Annotated in this window: 19 protein-coding genes; 11 read left to right on the forward strand and 8 right to left on the reverse strand. The window is 68.9% G+C overall.

What is annotated here, in order from left to right:
• Positions 1 to 119: 119 nt before the first annotated feature.
• The 3 genes from IM738_RS22010 to IM738_RS22020 form a co-directional block, all read right to left on the reverse strand.
• Positions 120 to 1,403 carry an XVIPCD domain-containing protein gene (locus IM738_RS22010; protein WP_236963163.1) on the reverse strand — a complete coding sequence of 428 codons (1,284 nt, stop codon included), beginning with the start codon at positions 1,401 to 1,403 and terminating at the stop codon, positions 120 to 122.
• 128 nt (positions 1,404 to 1,531) lie between these two features.
• A complete protein-coding gene (locus IM738_RS22015; RefSeq protein WP_236963164.1) occupies positions 1,532 to 2,236 on the reverse strand; it encodes a hypothetical protein in 705 nt (234 codons plus the stop codon).
• Between the two features lie 115 nt (positions 2,237 to 2,351).
• Positions 2,352 to 2,918 (reverse strand): hypothetical protein, encoded by a 567-nt coding sequence (locus IM738_RS22020; protein ID WP_236963165.1) that lies wholly within the window; start codon positions 2,916 to 2,918, stop codon positions 2,352 to 2,354.
• Between the two features lie 106 nt (positions 2,919 to 3,024).
• Between IM738_RS22020 and IM738_RS22025 the strand changes: the two genes are divergently transcribed.
• Entirely contained in the window at positions 3,025 to 4,071 is a 1,047-nt protein-coding gene (locus IM738_RS22025) for a homocysteine S-methyltransferase family protein (RefSeq protein WP_236963166.1), read from the forward strand.
• A 13-nt stretch (positions 4,072 to 4,084) separates the two neighbouring features.
• On the opposite strand, the gene IM738_RS22030 is transcribed toward IM738_RS22025, so the two are convergent.
• A complete protein-coding gene (locus IM738_RS22030) occupies positions 4,085 to 4,564 on the reverse strand; it encodes a zinc ribbon domain-containing protein (RefSeq protein ID WP_236963167.1) in 480 nt (159 codons plus the stop codon).
• 327 nt (positions 4,565 to 4,891) lie between these two features.
• On the opposite strand from IM738_RS22030, the gene IM738_RS22035 reads away from it, so the two are divergent.
• Positions 4,892 to 5,842, forward strand: coding sequence for a TerC family protein (locus IM738_RS22035; RefSeq protein ID WP_236963168.1), 951 nt, complete (start codon positions 4,892 to 4,894; stop codon positions 5,840 to 5,842).
• Between the two features lie 3 nt (positions 5,843 to 5,845).
• Here IM738_RS22035 and IM738_RS22040 read toward each other — a convergent pair whose 3' ends face one another.
• Both IM738_RS22040 and IM738_RS22045 read right to left on the reverse strand, forming a co-directional pair.
• Positions 5,846 to 6,502, reverse strand: coding sequence for a hypothetical protein (locus tag IM738_RS22040; RefSeq protein WP_236963169.1), 657 nt, complete (start codon positions 6,500 to 6,502; stop codon positions 5,846 to 5,848).
• Positions 6,499 to 7,029: an Mpo1 family 2-hydroxy fatty acid dioxygenase gene (locus IM738_RS22045; protein WP_236963170.1), complete on the reverse strand. Its 531-nt coding sequence runs from the start codon at positions 7,027 to 7,029 to the stop codon at positions 6,499 to 6,501. The genes IM738_RS22040 and IM738_RS22045 overlap by 4 nt, the downstream gene beginning before the upstream one ends.
• Before the next feature lie 111 nt (positions 7,030 to 7,140).
• Between IM738_RS22045 and IM738_RS22050 the strand changes: the two genes are divergently transcribed.
• Complete coding sequence (locus tag IM738_RS22050) at positions 7,141 to 7,812, forward strand: Crp/Fnr family transcriptional regulator (protein ID WP_236963171.1); 672 nt, start codon at positions 7,141 to 7,143, stop codon at positions 7,810 to 7,812.
• 39 nt (positions 7,813 to 7,851) lie between these two features.
• On the opposite strand, the gene IM738_RS22055 is transcribed toward IM738_RS22050, so the two are convergent.
• Complete coding sequence (locus IM738_RS22055) at positions 7,852 to 8,472, reverse strand: cyclic nucleotide-binding domain-containing protein (RefSeq protein ID WP_236963172.1); 621 nt, start codon at positions 8,470 to 8,472, stop codon at positions 7,852 to 7,854.
• A gap of 132 nt (positions 8,473 to 8,604) precedes the next feature.
• Positions 8,605 to 9,888 (reverse strand): lysophospholipid transporter LplT, encoded by a 1,284-nt coding sequence (gene lplT, locus IM738_RS22060; RefSeq protein ID WP_236963173.1) that lies wholly within the window; start codon positions 9,886 to 9,888, stop codon positions 8,605 to 8,607.
• Between the two features lie 364 nt (positions 9,889 to 10,252).
• Between lplT and IM738_RS22065 the strand changes: the two genes are divergently transcribed.
• The 8 genes from IM738_RS22065 (at position 10,253) to IM738_RS22100 (ending at position 20,877) form a co-directional block, all read left to right on the forward strand.
• Positions 10,253 to 10,993, forward strand: coding sequence for a hypothetical protein (locus IM738_RS22065; RefSeq protein ID WP_236963174.1), 741 nt, complete (start codon positions 10,253 to 10,255; stop codon positions 10,991 to 10,993).
• The gene (locus tag IM738_RS22070; protein WP_236963175.1) at positions 10,990 to 12,009 is read left to right on the forward strand and encodes a DUF6976 family protein; all 1,020 of its coding nucleotides are present in this window, start codon (positions 10,990 to 10,992) and stop codon (positions 12,007 to 12,009) included. Before IM738_RS22065 ends, IM738_RS22070 begins: the two co-directional genes overlap by 4 nt.
• Before the next feature lie 219 nt (positions 12,010 to 12,228).
• On the forward strand, positions 12,229 to 13,353 hold the full coding sequence (gene alr / locus IM738_RS22075; protein ID WP_236963176.1) for an alanine racemase: 1,125 nt from the start codon (positions 12,229 to 12,231) through the stop codon (positions 13,351 to 13,353).
• A 300-nt stretch (positions 13,354 to 13,653) separates the two neighbouring features.
• A complete protein-coding gene (locus IM738_RS22080; protein ID WP_236963177.1) occupies positions 13,654 to 14,886 on the forward strand; it encodes an MFS transporter in 1,233 nt (410 codons plus the stop codon).
• 130 nt (positions 14,887 to 15,016) lie between these two features.
• The gene (locus tag IM738_RS22085; RefSeq protein ID WP_236963178.1) at positions 15,017 to 16,177 is read left to right on the forward strand and encodes an efflux RND transporter periplasmic adaptor subunit; all 1,161 of its coding nucleotides are present in this window, start codon (positions 15,017 to 15,019) and stop codon (positions 16,175 to 16,177) included.
• A gap of 9 nt (positions 16,178 to 16,186) precedes the next feature.
• Positions 16,187 to 19,471: an efflux RND transporter permease subunit gene (locus IM738_RS22090; protein WP_236963179.1), complete on the forward strand. Its 3,285-nt coding sequence runs from the start codon at positions 16,187 to 16,189 to the stop codon at positions 19,469 to 19,471.
• 108 nt (positions 19,472 to 19,579) lie between these two features.
• The gene (locus IM738_RS22095) at positions 19,580 to 19,816 is read left to right on the forward strand and encodes a YgaP family membrane protein (protein ID WP_236963180.1); all 237 of its coding nucleotides are present in this window, start codon (positions 19,580 to 19,582) and stop codon (positions 19,814 to 19,816) included.
• Between the two features lie 26 nt (positions 19,817 to 19,842).
• Positions 19,843 to 20,877 carry an SLAC1 anion channel family protein gene (locus IM738_RS22100; RefSeq protein WP_236963181.1) on the forward strand — a complete coding sequence of 345 codons (1,035 nt, stop codon included), beginning with the start codon at positions 19,843 to 19,845 and terminating at the stop codon, positions 20,875 to 20,877.
• Positions 20,878 to 21,034 lie beyond the last annotated feature (157 nt).

The following is a 21,034-nucleotide window of genomic DNA, read 5'->3' on the forward strand; positions in this document are numbered from 1 at the left end:
CAGGCAAGCCACAGAAGCCGCCTTTCAACCGCCGTTTGGGTGCCCGGGCAGGGTCGCTTGGGGCGACCCTCCGTGCGGTGCACTGTGGTGCGAGTTTGCTTGGGGCGGCGCTCAGGCCGTCACACGGCCCGTGCGGTGGTCTCGGTTTCCCTGGTGGTTCCGCGCACGGCTTCGGCGACCTGTGCTTCGACCGGGCGCTCTGTGGCCAGGGCCTGCAGCGACTGCCCGGCGGGCGTGTTGGCCGCCGCCATGGCGTCGATCCGCCCTTCGCGCAGGGTCTGGCCGTCGTGCTGCGCGAAACGGACCGTGCTGCCGTCGGCCTTGAGGTGGGTGATGCGGCTGAGGCCGGCCTCCTGCGCCGACCGGGCGAGCGCCCAGGCGGTGTTCTCCAGCCCCTGGTTCCACGGCAGACCGTGTTCGGTGGCCAGGCGCTGCACCTGCTGCCGGCTGTCAACGAGCAGCGCTCGCGATGCGGACGGGAGGGCGTCCAGCGAGGCCGGACGGTCGGGGTCGACGTCGAGCTGGGTGTGCTTGCGCGACGTCGGTGCGGCGCCAGACCGGTCCCGCTGCGCGGGCTCCCCCGGTGCCAGTGGCCCGCGCAAGTGGTCGATGGTGTCCTCGATGTTCCCGTCCAGCCCGCGCCCGACGGCGGTGATGATGCCGCGCTTGAGGCGGACATCGTGGCGGTATTCGTCGATCTGCACCGCGTTGCGCGCGGCCAGCGCCTGGGCCTGCCCGTCGCTGAGCACCGAGCGGTCGGACCGGCCGTTGGCGTCGACATCGACGAAGTGGTGCATGCGGTGGCTGTCGCCCAGGGCCACGGCCGCGCCGATGGTGCGCGGTGGTGTGGTGCCGGTCGCGTAGTGGACCGGGAGGTGGCCCCGCAGCGGATCGCTCCAGTGGGTCTGGTTGTCGAAACCGTGGGCCGCCAGCGTGTCCACCTCCTGCGCACGCGCGTGGATGCGGACCTGACCGAAGTGCGGGCTGGCGGCACTGACCATGTCGCCGGCCATCACGTGGTTGATCACCGAGTGGCCACCTTCGGGGATGCGGCGGTCGAGGCTGGCCGCGCCGAAGGCGTTGAAGGTCTCGCCCGTGAGGCCGAAGTGGTGCGCGCTGACCTGGGCGAGCGTGCCGCCGAGGGAGTGGCCGGTGACGGTGACGGGGCCGGTCGACAGGCCACGCGCCTGCTCTGTCTGGGCGATGGTCAGGGCCTGCCGCGTCAGGGCGATGGCGTCGTCCGCTTGCAGGTTGGAGCGGTTGAGCACCATGCCCGCATCCGCCAGAACCCCGTCCTTGAAGGCCTCCCGATCAAACTCGGTGCCGCGATGCGCCACCACGATCTCGCCGTTGTCGACGCGTTGATAGATCGTGCCTTGGTAGCCGGTTCGTGGGTTGTCCACGTGCGTTCGGATCAGATATGCAATGCCGCCGATGGTCTCAGGTCGGGCGTCGCTTCTGGAAAACGAGCCTGTTGGATAGCCTCGATACGCATCGCGTGCCAGATTTGCGTACTGCTGGCTGCTGACGCTCATGACTTGCCCTTTACGGACGCAGTGATGGAGAAGAGATTGGCGCGATGCGTTGGGCCAAATTCACTGGGGTCTCTTCGACCCGAATTGCCCGTGTCTCCCACTCCTGGCAGCTGAGGGTAGTCACCCTTCCAGTAGTGCTGTCTGATCACCGAGCCAGGTTTGATGTCCTTTGACACCAGATGGACGACATACACCGTGTCTTCCTTGGCCCCAGTCGCGCTGATCCCCACCCGGATGGAAGTCAGATCCCAGTGACACACGCCTTTGCCGTAGTAGTCCTCATCCAGCATTGCATCCCGGTAGGCTGTGACCACAAAGCGATTCTTCCCAGCTTGGGACACGTTGACTGGCATCGCCCTAGACGGAGAGGCTCGGGCTCCGGCCCATTCGCTGGTGACGTAATTGCAGTTGAAGGACTGATACGCCAGATCGCCCTTGAACACAGCAAACGGCCCGGGCGCGTCGTGGATTTCGAACTCGACCTCAATCCCCTCCTTCGGCGCCGGGTTGACCCGGTAGAGGTGTTCCTGCGCCGACTTGTCGTTCTTCGGTGCGCCCGTGGACTGGGCGACGGCGGTGCCGGGGGCCCCGGCGGGTGCGGTGGGCTGGCAGGCCATCAGAGACCACACCGCGCCCACGACGCAGGCCAGCCGCGCCAGGCGCACAGCAGGGAACACTGGGAAGACAGGGAATTCATGCACACACCTCTCCTTGAATGTCGTTGTCGGAACAGGCGGCATTTGAACCGAAAACACCCAGCGCGCTGGCGCCACCCCTGCCGAACCAGCAGGTGGGCCGCGCGGTGGGCCAGTCGGCTCAGGGCAGCGCCGTCGACGTCAGCGTGATGGAGAACAGGACCTTGCGGAACTCCGGCCGGAACACCTCCGGGTCCGTCTCGCCCAGGTTGCGGGTGATCAGCGCGCCCGGCATGCGCGGGTAGGTGCCGCGCCAGTAGTGGCGCCGGACCGGTTCGCCCGCGTCCATCTCGTCGGCCGAGAGCTGCGCCACGTAGCGCTCGTCTTCCGGGGCGTCTGTGGCCGAGAGGTTCACCGTGGTGGACATCAGCCGCCAGCTGCACGCGCTGTCCGGGGCTGCGTCGGGCGGGGCTTGTTTGCGCACGGTGGCGGTGTAACGTTGGTCGTCGAGCCGGGTGTAGGGCACTGGCAGCGTCTTCTCGGCGTCGGCCTGCGGGCAACCCTCGGCCCGGTAGAGCGCCTCTCCGTTCACCCGCCCGAAAGGCCCGGGTGCGCGCTCGATCTGCAGCGTGATCGCATGACCGCCGTTGGGCAAGCCACGCTCGCAGCCCAGCAGCGGCCAGCACAGGCCTGCGACGCAGATCAGTCGCGCCAGCCCCAGCGGCAGAACCTTGTGAATAGCCAGCACGCGCACCTCCTGAAACCGGTTCGCGGCCAGTATAGGCAGGGGTCGCCGCGGGCCACCAATCTCCCCACGGGCCGGGCCGCCGCACCCCGTTTCCTACAATCGGCGGATGAACTCCCCCGCCTACACCCGCGCCCAGGCGCTGCCCGCCATCCTTTCGCAACGCATCGCTGTGCTCGACGGCGCCATGGGCACCATGATCCAGCGCTTCAAGCTGGGCGAGGCGCAGTACCGGGGTGAACGCTTCAAGGACTTTCACAAGGACGTCAAGGGCAACAACGAGCTGCTGAGCCTGACGCAGCCCGACGTGATCCGCGACATCCACGAGGGCTACCTCGCGGCCGGCGCCGACCTGATCGAGACCAACACCTTCGGCGCCACGACCATCGCGCAGGAAGACTACGACATGGCCCACCTGGCGCGCGAGATGAACCTGGCCTCGGCCCGCATCGCCCGAGCCGCCTGCGACAAATTCAGCACGCCCGACAAACCCCGCTTCGTGGCCGGCGCCCTGGGCCCGACCCCCAAGACCGCCAGCATCAGCCCCGACGTGAACGACGCCGGCGCACGCAACGTGACCTTCGAGCAGCTGCGTGCTGCCTATTTCGAGCAGGTGGAAGCGCTGGTCGAAGGCGGGGCCGACGTGCTGCTGGTCGAGACCATCTTCGACACGCTCAACGCCAAGGCCGCGCTGTTCGCCATCGACGAGTTTTTCGAGAAGAGTGGCGAGCGCCTGCCCGTCATCATCAGCGGCACCGTGACGGATGCTTCCGGCCGCATCCTCAGCGGCCAGACCGTCACCGCCTTCTGGGCCAGCGTGCGCCACATCCAGCCCCTGGCCGTGGGCCTGAACTGCGCGCTCGGCGCCACGCTGATGCGCCCCTACATCCAGGAGCTGGCCAAGGTCGCGGGCGACACCTTCATCAGCTGCTACCCCAACGCCGGTCTGCCCAACCCCATGAGCGACACCGGCTTCGACGAAACGCCCGACGTCACCAGCCGCCTGCTGCGAGAGTTCGCGGCCGAGGGCTTGGTGAACATCGTGGGGGGGTGTTGCGGGACCACGCCGCAACACATCGGCGCGATCCATGAGGCGGTGGCGAGCCAGGCGCCGCGGGTGGTGGGGCGCCAGCTGTTTTACAAAGAAGCAGCTTGACGGTTCGCGGGGCTCAGACCACGCGGACGAGCAAGTTGGCGCCCAAGCCCGCGAAGATCAGGTCTCCTGCCAAGCCGACTGTGCGCCAGCCGGTGTTGGCCAGGGTCGCAGGGTAGCGCTCTTTGAGCGCGTATACAGGGCGCCCATGGCTGAACGCCCACACCTCGTGGGCACCTCCCAAGATGAGCAGGGCGCCTGCAGTGGCATTCATGTCATCGCGCGGTCCCGCCGACGCGCCATAGACCCACCATGCGTACAGCACAAAGGCAATCAGGATCCCTGCGGCGACCTTGCCCACCCGGCGGCCCCAAGGGTCCAGGCCCATGGATATCAAGGTCCAGCGGTCGCTGCCAAAGTGAAAGCGGATCGGAACTTCGTTTTGCGCCAGAAATGCCGCGCCGTAAGCCCGGCCGCAAGCAGGGCAGTGCGAGGTGTCGGGTATCACCTGCTCTTTGCAATGGGGGCAAAAGGGAAAGCGCGAAGGGTGGGCCATGAGGTAGGGCGACGCAGTACGGAAAATATCGCATTTTCCATCTGGCGCCAGAAACGATCATTGGCTGAACCTTCAGTTTTTCCCTGAATCACCTTCGGCTTGCGGGGCCAGCCACCCGCCCCCACAATCGCGGCTCCCATCAAGGGGAGTAACCAACCCGCCACCGGACGCACAGCCCGGCCCCGGCGGGTGGGGTTTCCGTCAGTACGTGGCCTGATCGCTTGCGAAACAGGCCGCCGGAAACCCCGGGCTGGGCGCCATGCCCGGTTCCGGCCAGACCTTGGGGGTGTTTGCCTGTCAACACCAACCCAAGAAGGTCTTTTTTTCATGGAAACCATTGCGCCACTCTGGCTGTGGATCGTTTTTGTCGCGTTCGTTCTGGGCGCGCTGTTTGTCGACTTCGTGCTGCTCAAGAAGCAGGGCGCCCACGAGGTGGGCGTGAAGCAGGCGCTGAACTGGTCGCTGGTGTGGGTGGGTCTGAGCTTCGTGTTCAACGCGCTGTTCTGGTGGGCGGTGAAGGACAGCACCGGGTCGAGCGCGCTGGCGAACGAGAAGTCGCTGGAGTTCCTGACCGGCTACCTGATCGAGAAGAGCCTGGCGGTGGACAACATCTTTGTCTTCTTGCTGATCTTCAGCTACTTCTCTGTGCCGCCGGCCTACCAGAAGCGGGTGCTGATGATCGGCATCGTGGGTGCCATCGTGCTGCGCACCGGGATGATCCTGGTGGGCGGCTGGCTGCTGGCCGAGTTCCACTGGATCCTGTATGTGTTCGGCGCCTTCCTGATCCTCACCGGCGTGAAGATGTGGTGGGCCGCTGGCCAGGAGCCGGACCTGAACGACAACCCGGCGCTCAGGCTGCTGCGCAGGCTCATGCCGGTCAGCAAACACTACGACGGTGAAAAGTTCTGGACGGTGGAGAACGGCAAGAAGATCGCCACGCCGCTGATGATGGTGATCGCCATGGTGGCGCTGACCGACGTGATCTTCGCGGTGGACTCGATCCCCGCCATCTTCGCGATCACCAGCGACCCGTTCATCGTGCTCACCAGCAACGTGTTCGCCATCCTCGGCTTGCGCGCGATGTTCTTCCTGCTGCAGGCTGCGGCCAGCCGCTTCCACCTGCTGAACTACGGCCTGGCCGTGATCCTGGTGTTCATCGGCAGCAAGATGGTGCTGATCGACGTGTTCAAGATCCCGGTGGCGGTGTCGCTGGGGGTGGTGATCGGCATCCTGGCGATCACCATGGTCTGGAGCGCCAAGACGGCGCCGAACACCTGAGCCTCATGCGGCGCGGGCGCGCCGGTGGTATCGCAGGGCGAGCACGGCGCTGACCACCACACCCGCGGCGAGCAGCCAGCCCAGCGTGCGCGAGGCGGCGAGTTCGCCTTCGCGGGCGGCGCCCATGAAGAAGAGCACCAGGGCCAGCCCGTGCACGCCCCAGCGCTGCGCGCGCACCCACAGGGCCTCGGAGCGCCAGAGCCAGGCGATCAGCACGTCCGCCACCCACCAGACGGCGAACACGGTGTCCAGGCGCGGGGCACTCACGCGCGGCGTGTGCAGGATGCGCGACCAGTCATTGCCGAAGACGACGACCACCGCCCAGTAGAAATGCACCAGAAACACGGCCAGTGACACGGTCCAGAAGGCCAGCCAGTAGCGCGCCGCGGTGTCCGAGCGGTCGCGAAACGGCAGCAGACACAGGGCGGGCACCACCAGGATCAGCGAGGCCCAGATGGTGAAGAAGGTGGTGTGCAGGTCCTGCCGCTGGTGGGGCATCACGTCGGCCGCGCCGCCGCCGGGCGGCGTGAGCGCGAACAGCGGCAGCTCGCGCGTCCACCACGCGGCGGCGAAGGCCAGCAGGAGCAGCAAGGCGGCGGCGGCGCTGGCCCGCGCCATGTGGCGGGCGCCGGGTCTCGGGGTGGGCGCGCGTGGTTTCATGCCTGGTGCCGGGACGGGCGATGCGGTTGGACCGGTCCGGCCGCCGCGTCGATCTTCGATTGCAGGGTCTTGCCGGCGCCCAGGGCGAAGCCCAGTTCGGCCACCACGAACATCGGGCCGATCAGCAGGCCGCGCAGGTCGTCCACGAAGGCGGGCTTGCGGCCCTCCCAGTAGTGGCCGACGAACTGAAGCACCCAGCCGACCACGAAGCAGCCCAGGCTCCACCCGAGCCAGGTGTTCAGCGGGGCGGTGCCCAGCGGGTGGGCGAGGGCCACCAGCCCGGCCAGGACCAGGGCTGTGATCCCGGTCAGCGCCCGCTGCCCGAGCGTGAGGTACCAGACCGTCACCAGCGCCCAGACCACCCAGTCGGCACTGATGACCAGCCCTGCGGTGTCCAGGCGCAGGCGCGCCAGCAGCGCGGCCAGGGCGAAGGCGATGAGCGGGATGCCGATGTAGTGGGTGGCGATGTTGCGCGGGTCGCGGTGGTAGTGCGCGTACTGCACCAGCAGGCGGGTGGCGTTGTCCATGGCTGTCTCCGGGGTGTTCTTGTGGAAGCTCCAAGGATGCGCGCCCGGGCGGCGGGGTGTCTGTCAAAATTTCGACAATCCCGCCCGGCTGCGGCGGGTCGGCGCCACCCCATGCCCCACACCGAACCTGTACCGGCCGCGTTGCGGGTCGCCCTGGCCAGCGACGACTGGTTTGCCTCCTGCCCGGTGGCGCTGCAAGACGTGCTGCTGCAACTGGGGCGCATGCGCTCGCTGGCCCACGGGCAGTCACTGTTCTCGCGCGGGGGGCTGGCTGACGGCCTGTGCTGCCTGACGGCCGGTGGTCTGCACATCGGCGCGCTCGATGCCGATGGACAGCCAGCGGAGCTGGCCTACTTGGAGCCCTACCAGTGGTTCGGCGAAATCGCGCTGATCGACGGCCTGCCGCGCACCCATGACGCGGTGGCCGAAGGCGACACGCAGGTGCTGGTGGTGCCGCGCGACGCGCTGGTGGACTGGCTCGATCAGCACCCGGCCCTGTGGCGCGAGCTGGGCCGGCTGGCCTGTCGCAAGCTGCGGGTGGCGTTTGCTGTGCTGGAGGAGCTGGCGATGTTGCCCCTCGAAGAGCGCCTGCAGCGCCGGCTGCGCCTGCTGGCGAAAGGCTATGGCACCCGCGAAGCACCGCGCCACCGCATCCGCCTCGGGCAGGAGGTGCTGGCGCGCATGATGGGCGTGAGCCGCCAGAGCGTGAACAAAGCCCTCAAGGCGCTGGAAACCCGGGGGGTGCTGCGCCTGCACTACGGCGAGATCGAGTTGCTCGACTGAACGGGACCGCGACCCGCGCAGCGGCGGAGTGTGGAGGCCCTACCCCTGCCCGTCCGGCGTCGGCATGACCTTGTCGAGCTCTTGCTGCATGGTCTGCACCATCTGGCTGTAGACCTGCAGCTTGTGGCTGCTGTCGCGCAGCCGCTCGGCCAGGCGTTGTGCCACGGCGGTCATGAGCTTGGCGGCGGTGGCGGGTTGTTCGGCGATCAGGGCTTCGAGCGCATGGCGTGTGAGCACGGCGCAGACCACGTTGGTGCTGGCGGTGCAGGAGGCCGACCGCGCCGCACCGTCCACCAGCGCCATCTCGCCGATCAGGCTGCCCGGGCCGAGCACGGTCACGGTGACCGGGTTGACACGCCGCGCGATCAGGGTCTCGACGGTGATCTCACCTTCAAGGATCAGCACCATGAAACCGGTGTCGGCGGTTTCGCCCTGGCGAATGATGGTGGTTCCGCTCTTGAAGCGCTGCGGGCGCATGAAACCAACCACCGTCAGCGCTTCGGCCTCGCTGAGTTGCATGAGTGCCGTGGGCGCGCGCAACAGGCGGGCGGCGTCGTGCGCGCTGGCCGATCTGTCCACGGCGGCGCGCCGGTCGGCGGGCAGGCGCGACTCGGGGCCGTCGTCGTTGCGGGAGCCAAACAATTTGTCAAACAGGGCCATGGTGGTCAGGGTCTTGCTGGGTCCATCGACAACGATTGTGACGCCCTTGCCACCGGTGGGTGTGAACGAGGACGCCGCACGGGCGCATCACCTGCATGCCTGGCGGCGCGAATCGATCCCCCTGGTGGGCGTCTACCCGTGGAGATCGTCGCGGCGAGCGATCTCCAGCAGGCGGTCCAGCTCGGCGCCGTGGTGGCGCAGGTTGTGCTGATGCCATTTCATGATCACCCACATGAAGCCGGCGACGATCAGGCCGAACGCGGTGATCGCGACCACCGCGGGCAGCCCGGCGGCGGTGGAAAAGCTGTAGAGCGCGCCCAGGCCCAGGATGCAGGCCTGTTCGTTGAAGTTCTGCACGGCGATCGAGCGGCCCGCGCCCATGAGGTTGTGGCCCCGGTGCTGCAGCAGCGCGTTCATCGGCACCACCAGGAAGCCGCCCAGCCCGCCCAGCAGCACGAGAAAAGGGGCGGCGACCCAGACGTTGTCGATGAAGTTCATCAGGATCACCAGCACGCCCATCGCGATGCCCAGTGGCATCACGCGCGTGGCCTGGTCCAGCTTCATGCGCATCGACGCGACCACCGCTCCCACGGCGGTGCCCAGCGCCACCACGCCCACCAGCGATGAAGCCTGCGTGGTGGTGTAGCCCAGGGCCGCGCCGGCCCAGGCCAGCACGATGTAGCGCAGGTTGCCCGACACGCCCCAGAACAGGGTAGTGGTGGAGAGGGAGATCTGGCCCAGGTGGTCGCGCCAGAGGCGGCCGTTGCAGAGCCAGAAGTCCTGCAGCAGCACCAGCGGGTTGCGCGGCATCGGGCGGGGCGTCACGCCCGTGAGCGGGATGCGCAGGTTGAAGATGGCCGCGATCGTGTAGACGAACACCAGCACCGCGATGGCGGTTTCGGCTGGACGGTCCAGGCCGGTGTCGATCCAGGGCAGGTCGATTTGCTGCAGTGCGCCGGCGATCAGCGGCCCCACGAGCTGACCGCCCAGCAGCACCCCGAGAATGATCGAGGCAATGGTCAGCCCCTCGACCCAGCCGTTGGCCTTGACCAGCTGCGACGGCGGCAGCAGCTCGGTGAGGATGCCGTACTTGGCGGGTGAATAGGCGGCAGCGCCCAGGCCCACCAGCGTGTAGGCCAGCAGGGGGTGCACGTTCATCAGCATGAGCAGGCAGCCCACGATCTTGATCGCGTTGCTGACGAACATGACCTTGCCCTTGGGTCTCGCGTCGGCGAACGCGCCCACGAACGGCGCGAGCACCACATAAAAAAGGGCGAAGAGCGGGACGAGGGCGGCGCCTTGCCAGGCGGGCGCGCCGTTGCTTCTGAGCAGTTCGATGGCGGCCACGAACAGCGCGTTGTCAGCCAGGGAGCTGAAGAACTGCGCCGTCATGATGGTGTAGAAGCCGCGCTTCATCAAATTGCTTTGTTGTGACCGGATCGATCGCCCGGATGTGTGTGGCGGCTGGCGGACTCAGAAGGCCGGGGGCTGTCTCCAACGATGCCGGGTTATAGCACGGCGATTGTGGCGCCAATCAGATTGTGTCCTGCCGTTTTCCCGAGCGTGGCGGGCTCCGGATCGGGTGTCCCGGGTGCGTCATGTGCGCGCCCGTTGCACCGCCGCTGGACAGGGTTTGCCCGGGGGTGTGTGTCAGTTTGACGCAAACCTGGGGGGCCTGGGGGCGGGTCCCGGCTGGCATGGCTTTTGCGCCGAGGTGGCGGTCGCCCTGGCGGCCGCTGGCGCGCGACCCGACGCCCACAACAAACGAGGAGACCTCCCCATGATCAGCATCGACAAGGCACTGCTGCGGCAGTTGCTATTCATAGAACGGCCCTGGGAAGTGCGCGAGTACCGGCTGGACCTGCGCCAGCGGCGATGTGATGTCTGGGTCGCGCAGGAAGCGGTCGACCGCGGCTGGTTCGGCCGCGGCCGCAAGGGCGCGGCCACCACGGACACCGTGGTGTGGCAGCACCTGGCGCTGGGCGCGGTCCGTTTTCACCTGCACGTGGCCTTGCCCGTCGGGTTCGAGACCCGCGGGCTGAACTGGATGGGCGATCCGGGCATGCCGTTTTCGAGGGCGCTGGCGGCCCGGGTGTTTGCGCTGTTCAACGAGGGACTCTCGGTGCAGTCGGTCTGTTCGCTGCTCGACCTGAGCCTGCAGGACGTCTGGCGCTACCGCTACGCGCTGGACACCGGCCGCACCGGCGCGGGCCAGCCCAGCGCCGCGGCGGAGCGCGCGGTGGCGCCCGCTGCGGTGCCGGCCCCGGCGGTGGCCGACGACAGCGCGGTGCCCGACGTGACCGACCCGGTCTGGCTGCGCCTGCTCGACGGCGACATGAGCCTGGACATCAAGGTGCTCAGCCTCAAGCTCATGCTGACCCGGCTGCGCTCGCAGCTGGACCTGATCCACGACGACGAGGTGCGGCTGCTCAAGCTCAAGGAACTGCACCGCTACTTCGTCAAGAACGAGCGCGTCCTCAACCACGAACTCGCCCAGCTGCGACTGGGCGGTGTCGCATGAACGCGCGAACACCTGTGTCCCCGCTGCCCGCCAGCGGCGTGCTGATGAGCCTGGCCGACACCGCCGCCGCGATCCGCAAAGGTGGCTTCCTGTCGATCGCCGCCGACGAGGCGCTGCTGCGCCAGCTGCCCCAGGGCCACTGGCTGGCCGGCAGCATTCCCTATTTCATGGGCCAGGGTGGCGGCGAAACCACGCGCGACCAGCTCTTCGTCACGGCGCTGCCGGTGCCCGGCGCCGCGCCCCGCCTGTGCTGGTACAACCAGCACAACCTCTCGCAGATCGCGCTGGACGCGCCGGCCCATGGCCTCACCGTGCTGATCGTGCCGGCGTTTTCCGAGGTGCATTCCCTTTACGCGCGCGAGGCGCCCGGCTTCGAGGACATGTACATGAAGCCCATCGTGGGCTGGATCGCCGGGGTGCACCTGGACGACCTCGGCCGCGCCGCGCCGGTCGTGGCCAACGGCCAGACCCTGAGCTTCCGCCAGGACCAGGCGCTGGCCATCCACATCCCGCTGCCCGAGACCCTGTACCCGCGCATCGAGATCCTCAACCTGTTCCAGCCCGGCCCCGGCGACGAGATCAGCTTTCCCTCGACCGGTTTTTCGGCGCAGGAGTGTTTCGTCAACGGGCGCCTCGTCAACCTGGCCCAGTACCTGGTCGAGCAGGGCGTGGACACCCGCCTGCCGCTGGTGGCGGATTACTCGGGCGCCATGATCAATGTGTCGTTCAAGGCCGTCGACGCGGCGGCGGGCCAGGTGGATTTCTACGCGCCGGTGTTCGACGACGTGGTCTACCGCATCGCCCAGCCCGTGCCCGGCTACAGCCAGGCCTTCGCCCGGGCGCTGCCGCCCGACGCGCACGGCGCCAGCTGGAGCTGCAACTGCATCCTCAACTACCTGTACGGCGAGCTGGAGGGCCAGCGCACCGGGCCGATCACCGGGCCCATGACCTTCGGTGAAATCGCCTACCAGCTGCTCAACCAGACCATGGTGTATGTGAGCCTGGAGGCGGTTTGACCCCCCCTGCGCCGCTGCGCGGTTTCCCCCCGGGGGGACCACGCCTTTGGCCCGGCAAAGCCGGTTCTTCGGCGTGTGCTGGGTGGGGCATTGCGCACCGGGTGGCGTTTTGGGTCGCTGTAGAAGCGTGGCTGCATTGGCATGAATCGCGGTGCAAGCGGCGCTCGGGCGGGCGGGTTTGTGCGACAGTCGTCGCTGCCCTCAACCGCTCGCGCCGCCATGCCCCGTCCCATCCTTGCCACCGTCCACCCCGAAGCCCTGCAGCACAACCTGAACCAGGCCCGCCTGCGCGCGCCCGACGCCCGCGTCTGGGCGGTGGTCAAGGCCAACGCCTATGGCCACGGCATCGAGCGCTGCTTTGATGCCCTGCGCGGGGCCGACGGTTTCGCCATGATCGACCTGGCCGAGGCCGAGCGCGTGCGCGCGCTGGACTGGCGCGGCCCGCTGCTGCTGCTCGAAGGCGTGTTCGAGCCGCGCGACCTGGAGCTGTGCTCGCGCCTGCACCTCTGGCACGCCGTGCACTGCACCGAGCAGATCGACTGGCTCGCCGCCCACAAGACCCAGGTGCCGCACCGCGTCTTCCTCAAGCTCAACAGCGGCATGAACCGCCTGGGCTTCACGCCCACCGCCTTCCGCGCTGCCTGGGCGCGGCTCAACGCGCTGCCGCAGGTGGAAGAGATCTCGCTCATGACGCACTTCAGCGACGCCGACGGCCCGCGCGGCATCGCCCACCAGGTCGCCGCTTTCGAAGCCGCCACGGCCGACCTGCCGGGCGAGCGCACCCTGTGCAACAGCGCCGCCATCCTGCGCCACGCGCAGAGCCCGCTGCGCGGCGAGGGCGTGAGCACGCTCGCCGCCGACTGGGTGCGCGAAGGCATCGCGCTCTACGGCGGCGCCCCTGACCACCCGGAACACACGGCCGCCGGCTGGGGCTTGCAACCGACCATGACGCTCTCCAGCCGGCTCATCGGCACCCAGCAGCTGCAGCCCGCCGACACCGTGGGCTACGGCTCCGCCTTCACCGCCGAGGCCCCCATGCGCGTCGGCGTGGTCGCCTGCGGTTACGCCGACGGCTACCCGCGCCACGCGCCCACTGGCACGCCCGTGCTGGTGAACGGCGTGCGCACCCGCACCGTTGGCCGCGTGAGCATGGACATGATCGCGGTGGACCTCGCGCCGCTGGACGCCGCGGGCGTGGCCGCCGGCGTGGGCAGCGAGGTCGTGCTCTGGGGCGTGTCGCCATCGACGGGCGCCCAGCTGCCGGTGGACGAGGTGGCGCGCGCCGCGGGCACCATTTCCTACGAGCTGCTCTGCGCGGTGGCTCAGCGCGTGCCGTTCGCTTAACCACCCCCGCGCCGCCTGCGGCGTGCCTTGCAGGCCGCGCCACCGTCGGAGCCGGTGTCACTTCGGGCTGTCCAAGTCTGCGCAGGCAGACTTGGAGCCGCAGCCCTCAGCCCCCCAAGGGGGCGATGCGAGTGGCCCGGCAAAGCCGGTTCCACCGCATCCTGGGTTCGAGCCCGTGCGCCGGTGAGGGTGTGGCGGGCCCATCCGGTTACCTCGTGGGTTCTTTTTTTGTGGGCCTGGGCGTCTCGGCGAATGGCGCAAGACAATCGATTGCATTGTTCTTGTGTCGAAAGCCTTCCCTTGTCTCTTCCGTCTTCCTCCCGCTCTCCCCTGGCCGTGTTCCTCGGCCTGCCCTATGTGGCCTGGGTCATCCTGTATTGCGCCGTGACCTGGGGCGTGTTCGGTGCCCTGCTGGGCGCCGTCACGCCCAGCCTGCGTGCCCAGATGGGCGTGTCGTTCCAGCAGGTGGGCTGGCTGATGGCGATCTGGAGCGCGGGCGGTGCCATCGGTTCGCTGCTGGGGGGCGCCATCGCCAAGCGCTACCCGCCGCAGCGCCTGCTGGTCACCTACACCGCGCTGGTGATGGGCGCGCTGGTGGGCGTGCTCACCGCGCCCAGCTTCGGCTGGCTGGCCTTCTTCATGGTCAGCATCGCCACCTTCGAGACGGCGCTGTTCACCCTGGGCCACGGGCTGCTGGCCGAGATGAGCGACGACCCCGAGCAGCGCACCCGCATCATCGGGCTGGTCGACGTGGGCTACAGCCTGGGCACGGTGCTTTCGCCGCTGCTGGCCGCCGCCGCGCTGCTCGCCGATCCCAACTGGCGCGGCCCTTACCTGGTGTTCGGGCTGCTGGCGCTGGCCCTGCTGGCCATGACGCTGCAAAGCCGGCGCCTGAGCAGCGTGGGGTTCCGCACCGAGCTGCAACACGCCGACGGCGCCACCGGCACGCCGCGGATACCCCTGGGGTATGCCGGGCTGCTGCGCGAGCCACTCGTGCGCTGGGTGCTCGTGGCCGGGCTGTGCAGCGGCCTGTGCGAGTGGGGACAAAACTTCTGGTTCGTGAGCTACGCCACCGAGGTGCTGGGCCTGCACCCCCAGAGCGCGCGCCTGGCGCTGGGCTTCCTGATGGCGGGCATGGTGGTCGGGCGGATCTGGCAGGCCTTCTGGCACAGCCGTTTTTCGATGGAGCAGAAGATCCAGGGGCTGGGCGTGCTGGCCACCGCGGCGCTGGCGGTCGTGTGGCTGCTGCCGGCGGGCGCGCCGTTCGGGGTGCTCGCGCTGTGCAACTTCGCGGCCGGGCTGGGGGTGTCGGTCGCCTTCCCCATCCTGCTCGGCACGGCGCTGCGCAGCTTCCCCCAGGAGGCGCCGCGCCTCTCTGCGCTGCTGATGCTGTCGTTCACCGGCGGCGCCCAGGTGGCGGCCCTGTTCATGGGCCAGCTGGCCGGAAGCCACGGGCTGCGCAGCGCCTACGCGGTGCTGGTGGTGGGCGCGCTGGGGTTTGTGGTGTGCGCCTGGCGGCTGGGGCGGCGGTGAATTGAAATACGCCCGCCGCGGGGGCGGCACGGCGGTACCCTGGGTAACCCAGGCTTCAGGCATTGGGGTGGCGCGTCTATTGTACCCCTGGGGGTATATGGCTATACTGCAGTTTGTATAGGAGAAGTCCATGTCTGCCCGTTCCATTGGTTTCCGTCTGCCGTCCGCTTCGGTCGTCCGTTCCGCGCTGTCCCGCCGCTGGGCCGTGGGCGCTTTGCCGCTCGTGCTGGGCGCCATCGCGGTGCTGGTCATGGGCGGTGTGCACGCCGCGGGCGATGGGCCGGTCGTGGGGCCGCGGGTGCCGGTGATCGCGGTGGGGAGCCAGGCCGTGGGTGCCGGAGCGGTGTTCGACGGCAGCCTGCAAGCGGTGCGCCAGAGCGTGCTCTCGGCGCAGGCCAGCGGCCGCATCGCCTCGCTCTCCGTCAAGGCGGGTGACCGCGTGAAGGCCGGCCAGGTGCTGGCCGTGATCGACGACCGCGCCACCCAGGCGGGTGTGGCGCAGGCGCAGGCTGGGCTGGCTCAGGCCGATGCCAACCTGGGTAACGCCAAAGCGGCTTACGAGCGTGCGCGCGATCTGCGTGCCCAGGGCTTCCTGGCCCAGGCGGCGGTCGATGCCGCCCTGGCCCAGTACAAGGCCGCGCAGGCCGGCACCGCCGCCGCCCGTGCCGGGCAGACGCAGGCCAGCGTGGCCCAGGGCTTCACGCGCCTGACCGCGCCGTGGGACGGCTGGGTGCTGGCCACCCACGCCGAGGCCGGTGCGCTGGCCATGCCGGGTGCGCCTGTGCTCACGGTGTACGCACCGCAGCCCATGCGCGCGGTGGTGCACGTGCCGGCCTCGATGCAGGCGCTGGCGCTGTCGGCCCAGAAGGTCGAAATCCAGCTGCCCGGCACCGACCGCTGGGTGGCTCCCGCGTCCACGAGCAGCGTGCCCGCCGCCGACCCGGTGTCGCAGACGGTGGAATGGCGCCTGAACCTGAGTGACGCCGACGGCGCGGGCCAGGTGCCAGGCCGCCAGACCCGGGTGCGTTTCGTGGGCGGCAACGCCCAGGCCGATCGCCAGCGCCTGGTGGTGCCCGCCACCGCCGTGCTGCGCCGGGGCGAACTGACCGGTGTCTATGTGGTCACGGCCAAGGGCGAAGGCCAGGCCGAAGGTTTTGCCCTGCGCGCCGTGCGCACCGGGGCCACGCACGGTGAAGGCGTCGAGGTGCTCGCGGGCCTGAAGGCGGGTGACCGTGTGGCGCTCGACCCGGTTCGTGCCGGTCTCGCGGGCGCACAACCCGCCGCGAAATAAGGCGCCGCCATGAGCCACCCCAATCACACCTCCCCACCCGAGAAGCTGGGCTTCTCCGGCTCGGTGGCACGCGCCTTCCAGGCCAACGCCATCACGCCGCTGCTCGCGCTGGTCGCGCTGCTGCTGGGCCTGTTCGCCGTGCTGGTCACGCCGCGCGAGGAAGAGCCGCAGATCAACGTGACCATGGCCAACGTGATCATCCCGTTCCCGGGCGCGTCCAGCGCCGACGTGGAGAAGATGGTCGCCGCACCGGCCGAACACGTGCTCTCGCAGATCCAGGGCATCGAACACAGCTACTCGGTCGCGCGCCCCGGCGTCGCGGTGCTGACGGTGCAATTCAAGGTCGGCGTGCCGCGCACCGAGGCGCTGGTGCGCCTGTACGACGTGCTCAACGCCAACCAGGACTGGCTGCCGCAGGGCCTGGGCGTGTTGACGCCGATCGTCAAGCCCAAGGGCATCGACGACGTGCCCGTGCTGGCCGCCACGCTGTGGACGAAAGACGCGCAGAGCGCCCACGACCTGGAGCGCGTCGCGCACGCGGTCGAGACCGAGCTCAAGCGCGTGCCCGGCACCCGCGAGGTGGTGACCATCGGCGGCCCTGGCCGCGCGGTGCACGTGTGGCTGGAGCCGAACAAGCTGCGCGAGCGCGGCGTGAGCGTGCAGGCGCTGCAGGGCGCGATCGCCTCGGCCAACTTTGGCCTCCCTTCGGGCTCGGTGATCAACCCCAACCCCGCCAAGGGCGAGCCCGGCATGCTGTCGGTCGAGACCGGCGAGTTCCTGCAGAACGCGCAGGACGTGGGCGACATCGTGGTCGGCGTGAACAACGGCCGCCCCATCTACCTGCGTGAGGTGGCGCGGGTGGAGGCCGGTGCCCAGCTGCCCCAACGTTATGTGTGGTTCACCCCCGGCGCAGCCGACGCTGCGCACCCCGGGCAACAAGGCCAGAACCACCCGGCCGTGACCATCACCGTCACCAAGAAGTCCGGTGAAAACGCGGTGGACGTGGCCGCCGGTGCGCGCGAGCGGCTGGACAACCTCAAGAACACGGTGATTCCCGACGACGTGCAGGTCAGCATCACGCGCGACTACGGCGAAACGGCGGCGGCCAAGGCCAACAAGCTGATCCAGAAGCTCATCTTCGCCACCGGCAGCGTGATCATCCTGGTGGGGCTGGCGCTGGGCCGGCGCGAGGCCATCATCGTCGGCGCGGCCGTGATCCTCACGCTCACCGCGACGCTGTTCGCCAGCTGGGCCTGGGGCTTCACGCTGAACCGGGTGTCGCTGTTCGCGCTGATCTTCTCCATCGGCATCCTGGTGGACGACGCCATCGTGGTGGTGGAGAACATCCACCGCCACCGCATGCTCACGCCCGACGTGCCGCTGTCGGTGATCATCCCGCGCGCGGTCGATGAAGTGGGCGGCCCCACCATCCTCGCCACCTTCACCGTCATCGCGGCGCTGCTGCCCATGGCGTTTGTGAGCGGCCTGATGGGCCCCTACATGAGCCCGATCCCGATCAACGCCAGCATGGGCATGGCGATTTCGCTCGCCATCGCGTTCACCGTCACGCCCTGGCTCGCGCTCAAGCTCACAAAGACCGGCGAAGGCCACGCCGCGCACGGCCCCGGCAAGATCACACGCACGCTGCAGAACGTCTTCACCCGCACGCTCACGCCGCTGCTGCAGAGCGCCAAGAAGCGCTGGCTGCTGGCGGCCGGCATTGGCGGCGCGCTGCTGCTCTCGGTGAGCCTGGCGCTGGTGCCCAATTCGTTCCTGGGCGTGGTGCTCAAGATGCTGCCCTTCGACAACAAGAGCGAGTACCAGGTGGTGGTGGACATGCCCGCCGGCACGCCGCTGGAAGGCACGACCGCCGCGCTGCAGGCCATGACCGCCTGGCTCGCCACGCAACCCGAGGTGGCCAACGTGCAGGGTTACGCCGGCACCGCGAGCCCGATCACCTTCAACGGGCTGGTGCGCCAGTACTACCTGCGTGCCGAAGCCGAGGGGGGCGACCTGCAGGTCAACCTGGTGGACGCGCACGCGCGCAGCGAACAAAGCCACGCCATCGCGCAGCGCCACCGGCCCGAGCTGGAAAAGATCGCCGCCGAACACGGCGCCCGGATCAAGGTGGTCGAAGTGCCGCCCGGCCCGCCGGTGATGTCGCCCATCGTGGCCGAGGTCTATGGCCCCGACCAGGAAGGCCGCGCCGAACTCGCCCAGCGTGTCGCCCAGGCCTACAAGAAGACGCCCGACATCGTGGGCGTGGACACCTCGCTCAAAGAGCCCGCGCCGCGCGCCTTCCTGCGCATCCAGCGCCAGCGCGCCGAGTCGCTCGGCATCCCGGTGCAGGTGATCGCGCAGACCGTCTACGCCGCGCTCTCGGGCTCGGACGCCGCCTACCTGCACGACGGTCACGCCAAGTTCGCCGTGCCGGTGCGCCTGCAGCTGCCGCTGGACCAGCAGGTCGGTCTGGACGCGCTGCTCGCGCTGCCCATGAAGGCGGCGAACGGCGCCATGGTGCCGCTGTCCGAGCTGGTGACGGTGGAGCGCGGCGTGATCGACCAGCCGCGTTACACCAAAGACATGTTGCCCGTGACCTACGTGTTCGGCGACATGGCCGGCTCGCTCGACTCGCCGCTGTACGGCCTGTTCGGCATCCGCTCGTCGATGAAAGAGGCCGCGCTGCCCAACACCGGCGAACTCGGCGAGTACTGGATCAGCCAGCCGAAGGACCCGTACCGCCAGTACGCGGTGAAGTGGGACGGCGAATGGCAGATCACCTACGAGACCTTCCGCGACATGGGCGCGGCCTACGGCGTCGGCCTGATCCTGATCTACCTGCTGGTGGTGGCGCAGTTCAAGAGCTACCTCACGCCGCTGATCATCATGGCGCCGATCCCGCTGACCATCATCGGCGTCATGCCGGGCCACGCGTTGCTCAACGCGCAGTACACCGCGACCAGCATGATCGGCATGATCGCGCTGGCCGGCATCATCGTGCGCAACTCCATCCTGCTGGTGGACTTCATCGAGCTCGAAACCCGGCGCGGCGTGCCCTTTGCTGAGGCCGTGGTGCAGTCCGCCGCGGTGCGGGCGCAGCCGATCGCGCTGACCGGCCTGGCCGCCATGATGGGCGCCTTCTTCATCCTCGACGACCCGATCTTCAACGGCCTCGCGATCTCGCTGATCTTCGGCATCGCCGTGTCCACGCTGCTCACGCTGGTCGTGATCCCGGTTCTGTACTACGCCACTTACAAAAATGACCCCCTGCGCCGCTTCGGTTCTTCCCCCTGAGGGGGACGCACCCCTGTGGCCCGGCAAAGCCGGTTCCACGGGTGCCCTGGTGGGAGGCACGCGCTCCGGGCAAGCCAGTTTTCTCGTGCTTTTTTTAAGGAGTCTGAAATGACCGTCGAACGTTACATCCGCATCATGGCGGGCACAGTCGTCCTGATCTCGCTGGCCCTGGGTTACCACGGCAGCCCCATCTTCGTCAGCGAGTGGTTCCTCGCGCTGACCGCCTTCGCCGGCTTCAACCTGGCCCAGTCCGGCATCACCGGCTTCTGCCCGCCCGCCATCCTGTTCAAGAAGCTGGGTGTGCCCGAAGGGGGGTCGGCCTGCGGCACGGGAAAATGCGGCTGATCTGAAACCAACGCCAGGAAACGCCCATGTCCAGCCCCACCCCGTTGAAATTCCTCATGCCCGGCTGGTTCTCGCTGGTCATGGGCCTGTGTGGTCTGTCGCTGGCCTGGCACCGTGCGCAGCCTGTGTTGGGCGACATGGCCAACGGCATCGCGCTGGTGACCGGGGTGCTGGCGCTGGGGGTGTTCGGGGTGCTGCTCGTGGCCTCGCTGCTGCGCGCCTCGCGCTACCCCGCCGCGCTGGCCGACGACCTGAAGCACCCGGTGCGCCACGCCTTCGTCGCGGCCTTCCCGGTGTCGCTGCTGCTGCTAGCCACGGTGGGTGTGGCGCTCGGCGGTGCCGAGGGCGGCCTGTCCCTGTTCTGGCGCGCCATCTGGTGGGCCGGCAGCCTGGGCCAGTTCTGGGCCACGGTCTGGGTGCTGGGCCGCTGGCTCTCGCCCATCGTCACCGCGCCGGGCCAGGGGCCGGGCAACACGGGGCTGTGGCCGGCGGTCACGCCGGTGCTGCTGATCCCGGTGGTGGGCAACGTGATCGCGCCGCTGGCGGGCCTGCCGCTGGGGTACACCGGCTGGGCCTCGGCGCAGTTCGGCATCGGTGCCTTTCTCTGGCCGGTGGTGATCGCGCTGATTCTGGTGCGCCGCATCGCTCACAGCCCCTTGCCTGACCGCCTCCTGCCCGCCTGGTTCATCGTCGTGGCGCCACCCGCCGTGATCGGCCTCGTGCTCGCGCAGATGCAGGCGCCGCTGGTCGCGGTGCAGGCACTGTGGGGCCTGGCGCTGTTCTTCGTGCTCTGGGTGCTGCCGGTGCTCAAGCGCGCCATTGCCCAGCCTTTCGGCGTCGCGTTCTGGGCACTGTCGTTCCCGCTCGCGGCCTTCACCACGCTCACGCTGCGCCTGGTGGAGCTGCAGGGGGCCACGGGCGGCGCGCTGCAGATGGCCGGCGTGCTGCTGCTCGCCGCCACCTCCATGGTCGTGCTCTGGCTCGGCTTCGCCACCGTGAAGGGCCTGCGTGACAGCTCGCTGCTGGCGCCCGAGCCCGTGGCGAACATCGTGGTGGGTTGACGGGAACACCCCCGCCGCGCTGCGCGCGACCCCCTCCAGGGGGCGATGCGAGCGGCCCGGCGGAGCCGATTCCGCCGCATCCTGGGCTCAGACCTTTCTCTCCGGAGGCCGCCTGTGACACGGTGCGGGGTTCTCGCCGGACTGTTTTGCCCGCCAT

Source organism: Hydrogenophaga sp. SL48 (assembly GCF_021729865.1).
Lineage (GTDB): Bacteria > Pseudomonadota > Gammaproteobacteria > Burkholderiales > Burkholderiaceae_C > Hydrogenophaga.

Excerpts from the sequence above, each read along its gene's own strand:
- IM738_RS22025 (WP_236963166.1), top strand. The coding sequence starts at position 3,025 with ATGAACTCCCCCGCCTACACCCGCGCCCAGGCGCTGCCCGCCATCCTT.
- IM738_RS22030 (WP_236963167.1), bottom strand. The coding sequence starts at position 4,564 with ATGGCCCACCCTTCGCGCTTTCCCTTTTGCCCCCATTGCAAAGAGCAG.
- IM738_RS22035 (WP_236963168.1), top strand. The coding sequence starts at position 4,892 with ATGGAAACCATTGCGCCACTCTGGCTGTGGATCGTTTTTGTCGCGTTC.
- IM738_RS22040 (WP_236963169.1), bottom strand. The coding sequence starts at position 6,502 with ATGAAACCACGCGCGCCCACCCCGAGACCCGGCGCCCGCCACATGGCG.
- IM738_RS22045 (WP_236963170.1), bottom strand. The coding sequence starts at position 7,029 with ATGGACAACGCCACCCGCCTGCTGGTGCAGTACGCGCACTACCACCGC.
- IM738_RS22050 (WP_236963171.1), top strand. The coding sequence starts at position 7,141 with ATGCCCCACACCGAACCTGTACCGGCCGCGTTGCGGGTCGCCCTGGCC.
- IM738_RS22055 (WP_236963172.1), bottom strand. The coding sequence starts at position 8,472 with ATGGCCCTGTTTGACAAATTGTTTGGCTCCCGCAACGACGACGGCCCC.
- lplT (WP_236963173.1), bottom strand. The coding sequence starts at position 9,888 with ATGAAGCGCGGCTTCTACACCATCATGACGGCGCAGTTCTTCAGCTCC.
- IM738_RS22065 (WP_236963174.1), top strand. The coding sequence starts at position 10,253 with ATGATCAGCATCGACAAGGCACTGCTGCGGCAGTTGCTATTCATAGAA.
- IM738_RS22070 (WP_236963175.1), top strand. The coding sequence starts at position 10,990 with ATGAACGCGCGAACACCTGTGTCCCCGCTGCCCGCCAGCGGCGTGCTG.
- alr (WP_236963176.1), top strand. The coding sequence starts at position 12,229 with ATGCCCCGTCCCATCCTTGCCACCGTCCACCCCGAAGCCCTGCAGCAC.
- IM738_RS22085 (WP_236963178.1), top strand. The coding sequence starts at position 15,017 with ATGTCTGCCCGTTCCATTGGTTTCCGTCTGCCGTCCGCTTCGGTCGTC.
- IM738_RS22090 (WP_236963179.1), top strand. The coding sequence starts at position 16,187 with ATGAGCCACCCCAATCACACCTCCCCACCCGAGAAGCTGGGCTTCTCC.
- IM738_RS22095 (WP_236963180.1), top strand. The coding sequence starts at position 19,580 with ATGACCGTCGAACGTTACATCCGCATCATGGCGGGCACAGTCGTCCTG.
- IM738_RS22100 (WP_236963181.1), top strand. The coding sequence starts at position 19,843 with ATGTCCAGCCCCACCCCGTTGAAATTCCTCATGCCCGGCTGGTTCTCG.